This window comes from Terrabacter sp. Root85, from assembly GCF_001429185.1.
GTDB lineage: Bacteria > Actinomycetota > Actinomycetes > Actinomycetales > Dermatophilaceae > Terrabacter.
Genome location: NZ_LMIW01000010.1, coordinates 200,314 through 213,011, shown reverse-complemented (window position 1 = coordinate 213,011; position 12,698 = coordinate 200,314). Strand labels below are relative to the sequence as shown.

Annotated in this window: 8 protein-coding genes and 1 tRNA gene; 6 read left to right on the top strand and 3 right to left on the bottom strand. The window is 72.8% G+C overall.

Going from position 1 to position 12,698, the window contains the following annotated elements; translation table 11 throughout:
• The first annotated feature begins 131 nt into the window (after positions 1-131).
• Genes ASE25_RS15325 through ASE25_RS15315 form a run of 3 tightly spaced genes read left to right on the top strand, consistent with a single transcriptional unit; the run spans position 132 to position 5,184 of the window.
• The gene (locus ASE25_RS15325; protein WP_056826493.1) at positions 132-1,685 is read left to right on the top strand and encodes an alpha/beta hydrolase; all 1,554 of its coding nucleotides are present in this window, start codon (positions 132-134) and stop codon (positions 1,683-1,685) included.
• The gene (locus tag ASE25_RS15320; protein WP_056826492.1) at positions 1,679-3,496 is read left to right on the top strand and encodes an alpha/beta hydrolase; all 1,818 of its coding nucleotides are present in this window, start codon (positions 1,679-1,681) and stop codon (positions 3,494-3,496) included. The genes ASE25_RS15325 and ASE25_RS15320 overlap by 7 nt, the downstream gene beginning before the upstream one ends.
• A complete protein-coding gene (locus ASE25_RS15315) occupies positions 3,427-5,184 on the top strand; it encodes an alpha/beta hydrolase (protein WP_056826491.1) in 1,758 nt (585 codons plus the stop codon). The genes ASE25_RS15320 and ASE25_RS15315 overlap by 70 nt, the downstream gene beginning before the upstream one ends.
• Positions 5,185-5,271: 87 nt before the next feature.
• On the opposite strand, the gene ASE25_RS15310 is transcribed toward ASE25_RS15315, so the two are convergent.
• Complete coding sequence (locus ASE25_RS15310) at positions 5,272-6,198, bottom strand: NADP-dependent oxidoreductase (RefSeq protein WP_200959145.1); 927 nt, start codon at positions 6,196-6,198, stop codon at positions 5,272-5,274.
• A gap of 249 nt (positions 6,199-6,447) precedes the next feature.
• Between ASE25_RS15310 and ASE25_RS15305 the strand changes: the two genes are divergently transcribed.
• The 3 genes from ASE25_RS15305 to ASE25_RS15295 all read left to right on the top strand — a co-directional run bounded on the left by ASE25_RS15305 (position 6,448) and on the right by ASE25_RS15295 (position 8,468).
• A tRNA-Thr gene (locus ASE25_RS15305) sits at positions 6,448-6,521 on the top strand.
• Between the two features lie 343 nt (positions 6,522-6,864).
• Entirely contained in the window at positions 6,865-7,995 is a 1,131-nt protein-coding gene (locus ASE25_RS15300) for a hypothetical protein (protein ID WP_056826490.1), read from the top strand.
• Complete coding sequence (locus tag ASE25_RS15295) at positions 7,992-8,468, top strand: GNAT family N-acetyltransferase (protein ID WP_056773702.1); 477 nt, start codon at positions 7,992-7,994, stop codon at positions 8,466-8,468. Before ASE25_RS15300 ends, ASE25_RS15295 begins: the two co-directional genes overlap by 4 nt.
• Positions 8,469-8,621: 153 nt before the next feature.
• Here the strand turns inward: ASE25_RS15295 and ASE25_RS15290 are convergent, their stop codons facing one another.
• Both ASE25_RS15290 and ASE25_RS15285 read right to left on the bottom strand, forming a co-directional pair.
• Positions 8,622-9,857, bottom strand: a complete 1,236-nt coding sequence (locus ASE25_RS15290) for a hypothetical protein (RefSeq protein WP_056826489.1) — start codon at positions 9,855-9,857, stop codon at positions 8,622-8,624.
• A 188-nt stretch (positions 9,858-10,045) separates the two neighbouring features.
• The gene (locus tag ASE25_RS15285; protein ID WP_056826661.1) at positions 10,046-12,541 is read right to left on the bottom strand and encodes an HAD-IC family P-type ATPase; all 2,496 of its coding nucleotides are present in this window, start codon (positions 12,539-12,541) and stop codon (positions 10,046-10,048) included.
• Positions 12,542-12,698: the final 157 nt, after the last annotated feature.

Genomic DNA, 12,698 nt, shown 5'->3' with positions numbered 1-12,698 from the left:
GGGCCCGCGAGCCGCCCCGTGCGGCAGCCCGCGCGGCCGACGGGTCGGGCGACACGGCATACGGCCTCGATGCGGTCACGACCTGTCGTCCGTGGCGGCCGCCTACAGGTCGACCGGTTACGGTTTCGGGCATGACGACACGCCCTGCCGCCATCTCCCGCGCCCTCACCACCACCGTGGCGACCCTGGCGCTGGTGCTGGCTGCTGCGGCCTGCACGACGAGCGAGCCACCGGTCGGGCCCACCTCGAAGACCGGTCTCCCGCCGGCCACGGCGGCGCCGAGCGCGGCGCTCGCCCCCTACTACACCCAGAAGCTCGACTGGAAGAAGTGCGGCGACCTCGAGTGCGCCGACCTGCGGGTCCCGCTCGACCACGCGGCCCCGGACCCGTCCAAGGACCTGACGATCAAGGTCGCCCGGGTCAAGGCCCGCGACCAGGCCAAGCGCCTGGGCTCGCTGCTCGTCAACCCCGGCGGCCCGGGCGCGTCGGGGATCGACTACGTCCGCGGTGGAGCCGAGACGATCGGCGGCCCCGAGGTGCGCCGCTACTACGACCTCGTCGGCTTCGACCCGCGCGGCGTCGCGAGCTCCGACCCGATCGACTGCCTCGACGACAAGGACCTCGACCGCTTCCTCGCGGCCGACCCGACGCCCGACGACGCCACCGAGGAGCAGGCGCTCCTCACGCAGGCCAAGGCCATGGCCGACGGCTGCCAGCAGGACAACCCCGACCTCGTCAAGCACCTCTCGACCGCCGACGCCGCCCGCGACATGGACATCCTCAGGGCCGCGGTCGGCGACACCCAGCTGAACTATCTCGGCAAGTCCTACGGCACGTTCCTCGGCTCGACGTACGCCGACCTCTTCCCGCAGCGCGTCGGCCGTGTCGTCCTCGACGGCGTCGTGCCGCCCGACCTGACGAGCGCCGAGCTCGGCGAGGGCCAGGCCCGGGGCTTCCAGATCGCGACGCAGGCCTACGTCGAGGACTGCGTCACCGAGGAGTGCCCCCTCGGCTCGACCCCGCAGGCCGCACTCAAGGGCCTCGACGACTTCTTCCGCCAGGTCGACCGCCAGCCCCTGCCGACCGGCGACCCCAGCGCCCCCTTGCTCACCGAGGGCTGGGCCCGCCTCGGCGTCGCCGTCGCGCTCTACGACCAGGGCTCGTGGGGCTTCCTCACCGACGCCCTCCGGGAGGCCAAGTCCGGCAACGGCCAGTCCCTCATGCAGCTGGCCGACGCCTACGCAGGCCGACGTCCGGGTGGCGGCTACGACGGCAACCTCATGGAGTCGATCTACGCCGTCAACTGCCTCGACCGACCGGACAGCCCCGACGTGTCCGCCTACGAGACCTACGCCAAGGACTTCTCGGCCAAGGCGCCGACGTGGGGCGCCAACCTCGCGTGGGGCGCCCTGCCCTGCGGCGTGTGGCCGGTGAAGTCCGCCGTGGGCCCGCACACGGTGGCGGCCCCCGGCAGCGACCCGATCGTCGTCGTCGGCACGACGCGCGACCCCGCCACGATCTACGAGTGGTCCAAGCGGCTGCGTGACCAGCTCGACAACGCCGTGCTCGTGTCCTACGACGGCGACGGCCACACCGCCTACGGTCGGAGCAACACGTGCGTCGACAGCGCCATCGACGCCTACTACGTGCAGGGGCGCGTGCCCAAGGACGGACTCAAGTGCTGAACGAGGACCCGCGTCCCGACGACCTTCCGGACGCACCGACGGGGTATGCCGCCCTGCCGCCCTCCTACCCGGCGCCCGCGCCGGGTGCCCGGAGCGGTGACGCGGGCGGGCCCGGCGGGTCCTGGGGATCCGGAGGGGCCCGGGGCTCTGGAGGGGCCTGGGGCTCTGGGGGCTCCGGGACGGGCCGGCCGCGCCGGTCGTCGGTGCGACCGGTGCTCGCGGCCGTCGCCGTGGTGGCCGTCGTCGCAGCCCTGGTCCTCGCCGTCTGGCGCATCGGCAACCCGCCGACCGTCGCCCAGCCCCGGGTCACGGCACCGGCGTCGGGCTCGCCGGCACCGAGCGCCACGGACCCGGCGCCCGCGACGCCGGCGCCGAACAGCACCGTCACGGCGGACTATCCGGCCGCCCTCGCGCCCTTCTACACCCAGCAGCTCGGCTGGTCGCCGTGCGCCGACAACGCCAAGCACCAGTGCGCCACGATGGAGGTGCCCGTCGACTACGCCAAGCCGACCGGCGACCGCTTCACCCTGGCGCTGCGCAAGGCCCCGGCGACCCAGCCGTCCAAGCGGCTCGGCTCGCTCGTCATCAACCCCGGGGGGCCCGGCGGCTCCGGGGTGGAGTACGCCCAGTACTCGTCGTTCGTCTTCTCTCCCGGGGTGCGAGCGGCATACGACATCGTCGGCTTCGACCCGCGGGGGATCGGGGCGTCGAGCCCCGTGCGGTGCCTGAGCAACTCCGACATGGACCTGCTCTTCAGCGCCGACCCGACACCCGACTCGGCGGCCGAGCGTTGGACGCTGCTCGCCGACGTCGACGGGGTGACGAAGCGCTGCGCGGCGCGCGGCGGCGACCGGGCGATGCACATGAGCACGACCGAGGTGGCCCGCGACATGGACGTCTTGCGGGTGCTCCTCGGCGACGAGAAGCTCAACTTCTTCGGCGGCTCCTACGGCACGTTCCTCGGCGCGATCTACGCCGACACCTTCCCGAGGAAGGTCGGCCGGATGGTGCTCGACTCAGCGATGTCGCCGAACCAGACCGAGCAGCAGGAGATGACCTACGACATCCAGGGCTTCGAGTCCTCGATCGACGCCTTCATCGACTGGTGCGTCGGCCGGCCCGACTGCGCACTCGGCAGCGACAAGGCCGGCGCCCGCCAGAAGATCGTCGACCTGCTCGACAGCGTCGAGAAGAACGGCCTGACGACGACCAAGCCGGGTCTGACCCGGATCGGCGAGGGCTGGGTCGGCTTTGCGATCTTCATGTGCCTCTACTCGGACCAGTCCTGGCCGACGCTCGACAAGGGGCTCGCGCAGGCGTTCACCGGGAAGGGCGACATCCTCCTCGCCAAGGGAATGTCGGTCGTGGAGCGCGGCATCGGCGGCGACTACGCGCCGAGCACCTACCTGCAGGCGATGATCCCGGTGCGGTGTGCGGACTGGCCACGGTCGACGGCCGACCCCACCCTGGCGGCGGATCAGAAGAAGGCGAAGGCCGCGCACCCGCTGTGGGCCCGGATGACCGGTGAGCTCTACGACAACTGCCGCACGTGGCCGACGGCTGGGCGCACTCCCAAGGGAGCGACGCTCGCGGCCGGCGCCGACCCGATCCTCGTCATCGGCAACGAGCGTGACCCCGCGACGCCCATCGGCGGCACGAAGCAGCTCGCCAAGGACCTCGCCTCGGGCATTCTGCTCACTTCGGACCACGACGGGCACGGCACCTACTACGCTGGCAACTCGTGCGTGGACTCCGCCGTGGACGGGTACCTGCTCAGGGGAACGGCGCCGGCCGACGGCACGACCTGCTGAGCCGACTGCTCGCTTCCCTCGTCTCCGTCGCGGTCCTCGCGGCACTCGTTCTGCTCGCCGCGAGCCCGGCCCACGGGCCGGGTGAGACGGTGCCCGGTGGCGCGGTCGCCGCCGGCTCGCCGGCCTCCCCGGAGCCAGGGTCGTCGGGCACGGATTCGCACCTGCCCGCCGGGGCGGACGGCGACGCGCCGCCGCGTGACCGAGTCGAGCTCGGGACACCGACGTCGAAGCCCGCCCAGGGTCTCGACGTCTTCTACGACCAGACGATCAGCTGGCGCCCCTGCGACGTCACGGGCGACGGCCGGGGCTCAGCCGACGACCGGTGCGGCACGGTGCGCGTCCCCGTCGACTACCTGGCCCCTCGCGGTGAGACGGTCGAGATCGCCCTGCGCAAGGTTCCGGCCGGCAACCCCGTGGCACGCAAGGGCACGCTCTTCATCAACCCGGGTGGTCCCGGCGCCTCCGGCCTCGAGTTCGCGATGGAGGCCCGGGACTTCTTCTCCGACGACGTCCGCGAGGTCTGGGACGTCGTCGGCTTCGACCCGCGCGGCATCGGCGAGTCGGGCGGCTTCGCCTGCCTGCGCAGCAAGGACCTCGACGCGATGTACGCCGCCGACCCCACCCCGGACACCCAGGCCGAGAAGGCGGCCGCCGCCTCGTCACGGACCGCTCGGCTCCAGGGCTGCCTGACCCGAGGCGGTGCGCTCGCCCGCAACATGGGCTCCGAGCAGGTGGCGCGCGACCTCGACGTCATGCGCGATGCCGTCGGCGACGCCCATCTCAACTACTACGGCATCAGCTACGGCACGCTCATCGGGGCGCTCTACGGCGCCCAGTTCCCCGACCGGATCGGGCTCATGGTCATCGACTCGGCCGTCTCGCCCGACTACGTCGCGGCGGACTCGGCGTCGCAGGGCGACGTCGACGGTTGGGCCGAGGAGGAGGCCGCGACGGTGGAGGACGGGCTCGACGCCTTCCTGGAGGACTGCGTCGACCAGGGTGACTGTGCTCTCGGTGACGACGTCGACACGGCACGCACCCGGCTCCTCGCCTTCCTCGACCGGCTCGACCGCAAGCCGCTCCCGAGCGACGCACAGGGCATCCCGCGCCTCACCGAGGGCTGGGCCGTGACGGCCGTCAACTCGGTGCTCCTCTATCCGGACTCGTGGGAGGACGTCGAGGATGCGCTCCACGGGGCGCTCGAGGACGGTGACGGCACCGACCTCGTGTGGGCCGCGATGGACACGGTCATGCGCGACGACGACGGGTCGTACGTCGGTGGCTACGAGGCGAGCCACCTGCCGATCCACTGCGCGGACTGGCCGCTCGACGCGACGTCGCAGATGGAGCCGAGTGCCTCCGTCCTCGACGAGCACCCGGTCTACGCGCACCTCCACGGCGTGGCGACGGACTCCTGCGAGGGTTGGGTGGGCACCCAGCGCACCAACCTCATCCTCACCGTGGACGCCACCTCGCCGGTCCTCGTCCTCGCCAACGAGCGCGACCTGACGACCCCTCCAGACGGCACGCGCGAGATGGGTCACGGCATCTTCGGGTCGCGCCTCGTGCTCGTCGACGCGGACGGCCACGGGGTCTACGCCAACGGCAACGACTGCGCCGACGGGATCGTCGACGACTACATCGTGCAGGGGCTCGCGCCCCGCAACGGCGAGCTCTGCGACGCCTGACGCCGCAGGGCCCAGGACCATACGTCGAGGGGCACTCTCCGACGCGGAGAGTGCCCCTCGACGTCGTGATGGCGTGTGCCGGCTCGGTCAGTCGGTCGAGACCCGGACCACGATCTTGCCGGCGGTGTGCCCCTCCTGGTTGAGCCGGAAGGCGTCCGCCAGATCCTCGAGCGGGAAGGTCTGCGCGACCGGCACCGTCAGCGTGCCTCCCTCGAAGAGCGCGGTCAGGCGGGCCAGCTCGGCGCCGTCCGGCCGCACCCAGACGTAGTGGCCGCCGGCCTCGGTGACCGACCCATCGGCGATCGAGGCGTGGCGTCCACCGTCGGCGAGCACGGCCGTCGTCACGTCGAGCACGTCGCCCACGAAGTCCGCGACGGCGTCCACGCCGTCAGGAGCCAGCGCGCGGACGCGCTCGACCACGCCGTCGCCGTAGGTCACCGGCTCGGCACCGAGCTCGCGCAGGCGGTCGTGGTTGCGCTCCGACGCCGTCCCGATGACGCGGGCACCGAGCGACCGGGCGATCTGCACCGCGAGCGAGCCGACGCCACCGGCCGCTGCGTGCACGAGCACGGTGTCGCCCTCGCCGACCTCGAGGCGCGTCAGCAGGCGCAGGGCGGTGAGGCCTGCGAGCGGCAGGCCGGCCGCCTCGTCCCACGACATCGACGCGGGCTTGGCGGCGACGGCGCGCACCGGCACGTTGACGAGCTCGGCGAAGGTGCCGCCGTGGACGTAGTCCTTGCGGGCGTAGGCCAGCACCTCGTCGCCGGGCGAGAACTCAGGGGTGTCGAAGCCGACGGCCTCGACGACCCCGGACACGTCCCATCCCGGGACGACGGGGAACCGCACGTCCATGACGGCGTCGAGGCCGCCCGACATGAGCTTCCAGTCGACGGGGTTGACCGACGCCGACCGCACTCGCACGAGCACCTCTCCGGGCCCGACCTTGGGGCGCGGCTGCTCGGTGAGGGCGAGCACCTCGGGTCCGCCGTAGGTGTCGTAGGTCATGGCGCGCATGGTCGGGGTCGAGGCGTTCGACTCGGTCATCGTGGTCCTTCCTGGGGGAGTGGCCGGTGGGGGTTTACGCGGTCTCCTGGAGGTCAAGGCCACGGGGTCGGCGCGGCATTCCCGAGGGTCGCGAACGGCACGGGCGCGGCCGGTGACGACGTGCCGAAGGCCTTCTCGGGACACGATTTTTCTCCGGCAGGGGTCGTGCGTATACTCAACCTCCGTGTCCGGTCGCGCTCGTCGCGGCCCTCACGACCAGCCGCTTTAGCTCAGTCGGCCAGAGCGATTCACTCGTAATGAATAGGTCATCGGTTCGATTCCGATAAGCGGCTCGGCTCGAGGCCCCGTCACCTGCGTTCGTCGCAGGAGGCGGGGCCTTCTCCGTGCCCCGACACGCGACGGCGCCGAGCCCCATGGCCCGCGGGACGGCATACTCCCGGGAATGACGAAGGAGCCCACCTGCGCGCGCAGGACGGGCTCCTTCGAGGCTGGTGCGGATGGGGGGGTGCGTGCCAGCCGTGGGGGTGTTACAGGTGTGACAGTAATGAACCTGTAGCCACGTGTACGGACTTTCGACAAATTTGTGCCGAGAAGTTTTGGAATGGTGGGTCGTGGGGCTTTTGTCGACAATCCCCGGCAGAGCCCGGGCCGTCGTCGATCTGGCACAGTGACCCGGTGAGCGCGACCCCGGCAGACGTGGACCAGGACGTCCTGGCCGAGACGCTGGCCGTCGCGGCCCGCCTCCTCGGGGGCCCGCTGCGAGCGGTGGGTCAGCCCTTCCCCGGCAGTCGTCGCACGCTCGTCGTGCGAACCGTCGACCCGTCGGGCCGCTCGTTCGTGGTCAAGCGCTACCTCAGCGAGGAGGGGCGGGAGGCGTATGCCCGCGAGGCGTCCGCGCTCGAGGCGCTGACCGGGGTCGCTCAGACGCCGACGCTCGTGGCCGAGTCCAGCGACCCGCGCCTCGTCGTCATGGGCGACCTCGGGGACGGCACGCACCTGGCCGACGCGCTCCTCGGTGACGACGCCGACCGGGCCGCGGCCACGCTGTCCGGGTGGGCCACAGCGGTGGCCGGTCTGCACCGGGCCGGGCACCAGGTGCGCGACACCTTCGAGGCCGGTGTGCTGGCCCGCTCGTCGGAGCCGGTCGACGTCGACTACCTGCCGGCACATCTCGCCGAGGCCGTCTCGGTGTGGAACCGCCTCGCCGCTGCCCTCGACGTCGCTGTGCCTGACGGGACGTTCGACGTGCTCGCGAGCGTGCCGGAACGTTTCCGGGTCGACGCCTGCAGTCTGTCCGCAGCCGACATGTGCCCCGACAACAACCTCGTCCGCGACACCCGCCTCGTCCTGCTCGACTTCGAGTTCGCCTTGTGGCGACCGATCGTCTGGGACGCGGCCTACCTCAGGGTGCCGTGGCCGACGTGCTGGTGCGCCTGGTCGCTCGAGACGTCTGCCGCGGAGGTGGCACTGGGGCGATGGCGGGACGCCGTGGCGGTGGAGTGGCCCGAGGTGCTGGGTTCCGACTTCGACCACGACCTCGACCTCGCGACGGAGGCCTGGGCCTGGCTCGCCGGCAGCTGGTGCCTGGCCGGACTCGTCGACGGGGAGCCGCAGCGGGTCAACCCGGTCAAGCCGATGCCGCGCATGCCCGACCGCGTGCTCCGCTTCCTGCGCACCGCGGCGGCCGGTCGGGCGCTGCCCGAGCTCGCCGAGGTCGCGCTGCGCCTGGCGCGTGCCGTCGAGACGACGTATGCCGCCACCGACGTGCCGCTCGCCCCCGCGTTCACCGGTGGTGCGTTCCGGTGACCGCCTGGACGACCCGGCGGGCGACCGCCGCCGATGCTGTGGTCGTGGTCGGGCTGCGGGCGCTGATGTTCTCGGCGATGGGCGTGCCGGGCGTCGACGACCCGGGCTGGCAGCAGGCGGCCACCACGTGGTTCGAGCGGGAGCTCGACGGCGGACGTGCCTGCGTGGTCGTCGCCGAGGACGCCGACGGTGAGGTCGTGGCCGGGGCGATGGCGGGGCTCCGCTTCGAGACCCCCTCGCCGGTCAACCCGAACGGTGTCTGGGGTCTCGTCAACAACGTCGCGACCCACCCTCGGGCGCGCCGGCAGGGGCTGGCCCGGGCGTGCGTCGTGGGCGTCCTCGACTGGTTGCGCGACGAGACGGAGGCGACGGTCGTCGAGCTCTTCGCGACGGGGGAGGGGGCAGGGCTCTACGAGGAGCTCGGCTTCACCCCGACGGCCTGGCCCGCGATGCGCCTCCGCCTCGACCGCTGACGCGCCGCCGGATCGGGGGCCGCGGCGCCGGGGTGGCCGGGGGTGCTGGCTGGCGCCAGGGGTGTGCCCTCGCCGCAGGGGTGCGCGGTGCACCGCGCACCTGCACGTCGAGGGCGCACTCGTGGTGCGACCGCGCACCGGTCCGTTCCCGGCTCAGGGGACGGGCGCTGGCGCGGCCTCGTGGGGCTGGGCGCGCTCGAGGACCCGCCGGAATCCCCACGACACGAGGACGGCTGCGGCGCCGGCACCGACCGTGACGGCATACGCCGGCGTGTGCCCGCCCCAGTCGGCGAGGCGCCCGGCCAGCGCGGCTCCGAGCGCGTAGCCGAGCCCGGTGGCCGCGGCGAGGGCCGTCATCGCGGCGCCGGTGCGTGACGGCGGAGTGACGCGCTCGCCCAGGGTGAACGTCGTGATCATGTAGGGCGCGACCGTGAGGCCGAGCACGAGCAGGACGGGGACGAGAGCGGGCAGCGACCCGACGAGCAGGAGCGGCGCCGAGAGGGCGAGCAGGCCGACGGCGAACCACCGCAGCCGTGCCGACAGCGCGAACCGCGCGGGCAGTCCTGCGACGGCGAGACCGGCGATGACGCTGCCGACGCCGAGCAGGGCGTGGAAGTAGCCCGTGAGGCCGGGGGAGCCCGCAGCGGTGGCGAGGACGGACGTGCCGGTCTGGACCGACCCGAAGACGGTGCCGACGAGCAGCTGGGCGGCGCACAGGACGACGACGGCGGGTGTCATCAGCCGGCCGACGGCGCCGGTCGTCCGCGACGTCGCGGCGTGCGTGACCGCTGCGGTCTCGTGCAGGGCGAACCACGTGCCGAAGACGGCGAGGCCCGCGGCCGCCAGCGCCAAGGCCGCCGTGGGGCTGGCGACGGAGACGCCGAGCCCGACGAGCGCCGGGCCGAGCACGAAGGAGGCCTCGTCGGCCGCGCCCTCGTAGGAGAAGGCGGCGTCGACGAGCCGGTGCTGGCGGGCACCGGTCTCGGCGGTGATGGGGCGCCAGCGCACGCGGGCCAGCGGACCGATCTGCGGCAGAAGGAGACCCGCGACCGCGCTGGCGACCGCGGCCACGCCCCAAGGGAGTCCGGCGTTGACCACGAGGAGGATGCCGACGAGGCCGGCCGCCCCGGCGAGCGACTGGAAGGCGACGACCCGGCGCTGGCCGAGCCGGTCGGCCCGGGCACCCCAGAAGGGCGCCCCGACGGCGTTGGCCACGGCGAGGGCACCGGCGCAGAAGCCGCCCGCGCCATAGCTGCCGGTGGCGGACGACACGAGCAGGAGGGTGCCCAGCTGGCTCATCGCGAGCGGCATACGAGCCAGGAAGGCGACGACGATGTAGGTGCGCCCGGTGAGGCCGAAGAGGTGGCGGTAGGAGTCGATGGGTGACACGTGAGCAGCTCCGGATCTGGTCGCGGGGTACGCGACAACGGGTGCGTGCCTACCCGCCCAACAGGTCACGCCAGATCCCTGTGCAGCTCCCAGTGTAGGGCGTCGCGGACCGGAGCCCGGTCGCTGCTCACCGGCCGGGGCGGGCGGAGGGCGGCGGGCGGAGGGCGGCGACGATCCGCCCAGGTGCGTCAGTCGCGCATGTGGTGGGCCTGGCGCACCGACGGCGAGAGCCGGTAGATCACCTCGACCAGCCCCGCGCCGACGGCACCGACCGCGAGCGACTGCCAGACGAGCGGCAGGGGCGCGTCGAGGTTGAAGAAGGTGGCGGCGAACGGCCAGACGAACGCCGTGACGGCGAGCCCGACCATCGCCGCGACGAGGACGGCCTTCCACAGCCGGAAGGGGCGGGCGAGCACGACGAGGATCCAGAAGAAGACGGTGAGGAGCGTGATCGTCGCTCCGCTGCCCGGCTGCCAGCACGCGACGTCGGCGACGGTCTTCGCGCCGGTCTCGACGGCACACCGGGTCGAGAACTCGTCCGGCGGCACGCCGTAGCTGCTGCCCGCGAGCAGGTAGGACGTGATGACGGCGACGCCCGCGACGGCGCCGGACGGCACGGCGAAACGCAGGATGCGTCCGAGGAAGCCGGAGAGGTAGCGGCGCTTGTTGGGTCCGAGGGCGAGGAAGAACGCCGGGATGCCGATGGTCACGGCCGACACGAGCGTCAGGTGGCGCGGCAGGAACGGGAAGGGAACGGCGATGAGCGCTGCAGCGAGGATGGCGACGAGGCTCATCGCGTTCTTGGCGAGGAAGAGGTTGGCGACGCGCTCGACGTTGCCGATGACGCGGCGTCCCTCGGCGAGCACGTCGGGCAGGTGCGAGAACCGCCCGTCGAGCAGGACGAGCTCGGCCACCGCCTTGGTGGCCTGGGCGCCGTTGCCCATGGCCACGCCGATGTCGGCGTCCTTGAGGGCGAGCGCGTCGTTGACGCCGTCTCCGGTCATCGCCACGACGTGACCGTCGGCCTGGAGCGCGTGCACGAAGGCGCGCTTCTGCTCGGGGGTGACCCGGCCGAAGACCGTGTGCGTCGCGAGGACCTCCCTCAGGGCGTCCTCGTCGTCGGGCAGGGTGCGCGCGTCGACGGGCTCACCGACGTCGAGCCCCACGGTCCGGGCCACGGCGGCGACGGTGACGGGGTTGTCGCCCGAGATGACCTTGATGGCGACCCCCTGCTCGGCGAAGTAGTCGAGCGTCGCCTTGGCGTCCGGGCGCACCTGCTCGGTGAGGGTCACGAGGGCGGCCGGGGTGATGTCGGCCGGCAGCGTCGCCTCGGTGAGGTGCGCCTCGCTCCGGGCGAGCAGGACGACGCGTCGCCCGGAGTCCGCGAGCGCGGCGACCCGTGCCCGGATCGTTTCGAGCACCTCAGGCGGCGACGGCTGCGGGTCCGCGGCGAGCAGCACCTCCGGCGCGCCGAGCACCCACGTCGAGCGCTCGGCGAAGCACGCCGCGCTCCACTTGCGGGAGGAGTTGAACGGGATCGTCTGCGTGCGCTCCCAGCCGGGCGCCTCGATGACCGCGGCCACGGCGGTCAGGGTGCCGTTGGCGTTCGGGTCGTCGGCGAGCGCCCCCAGCGCGCAACGGATCTCGTCGGCGTCCTGCCCGTCGAGGGTGTGCGCGTACTCGAAGGCGATCTCGCCCGCGGTCAACGTCCCCGTCTTGTCGAGGCAGACGACGTCGACCCGGGCGAGGCCCTCGACGGCCGGGAGCTGCTGGACGAGGACGTTGCGGCGCGTCAGCTGCACCGCCGACAGCAGGAACGCGACCGAGGTGAGGAGCACGAGACCCTCGGGCACGAGGCCGACGACGCCCGCCGCCGAGCGGAGGACGACCTCGCGCCAGCCCTGGTCGCCGACGGTGCGCCACTGCGACCAGATGGCGATGGGCAGGGCGCCGACGATGACCCAGGTGATGTAGGTCAGCAGGGTGTTGATCGAGTCCTGGATCTCCGAGCGCGTGCGCGTGAACTTCCTTGCGTCAGCGGCGATCCGGTTGACGTAGGCGTCGGCACCGACCTGGCTCGCGTGGTAGCGGCCCGACCCCGCGACGACGCTCGTGCCCGACATGATGTCGTCGCCCTCGCCGTGCGGCACCGGATCGGACTCGCCGGTGAGGTTCGCCTCGTTGAGCTCGAGACCGGCGCTCGCCAGGAGGGTGCCGTCGGCGGGCACCTCGTCGCCCGTGCGCAGCTCGATGAGGTCGTCCTGCACCACCTCGGTCGTCGGCACCACCCGCACCTCGCCGTCGCGCACGACCCGCGTCGTCGGGGCGTTGAGCAGCGCGAGCCGGTCGAGCTTCCGCTTGGCGAGGTACTCCTGGACGATGCCGATGGCGGAGTTGACGACGAGGACGATCCCGAAGAGCCCGTCGGCGAACGACCCCGTCACCATGACGAGGACGAAGAGGGCGCCGAGGATCGCATTGAAGCGGGTCAGCACGTTGGCCCGGACGATCTCGCCGATCGAGCGCGACGTCCGCTCGGTCAGCGCGTTGACGGCGCCACGCGAGACGCGCTCGGCCACCTCGGCACCCGTCAGCCCCTCGGGCCGGGTCAGGGTCGCCCCGCCAGGGGTCCTGCCGTCCGTCGTCCCGTGCGTCGGGCCGTGTGTCGCCCCGTCTGTCGTCACCGGCCCATTGTCGTATGCCGGGTGCTCGCCTCCGCGGTGGAACGCGCGCGAGCGCTGCGGAGGCGTCTCGGGAAGGCGGCGCGACGGCATACGACCGTCGTCGCGCGGCGGTGGACAAAGGTTACTGATCGGTCTTCGGACGAGGTCCGGGTCGCTT

What these genes read in the sequence shown, in the direction of transcription:
- ASE25_RS15325 (WP_056826493.1), top strand. Translation starts at nt 132, where the DNA reads ATGACGACACGCCCTGCCGCCATCTCCCGCGCCCTCACCACCACCGTG.
- ASE25_RS15310 (WP_200959145.1), bottom strand. Translation starts at nt 6,198, where the DNA reads ATGCGCGCCATGACCTACGACACCTACGGCGGACCCGAGGTGCTCGCC.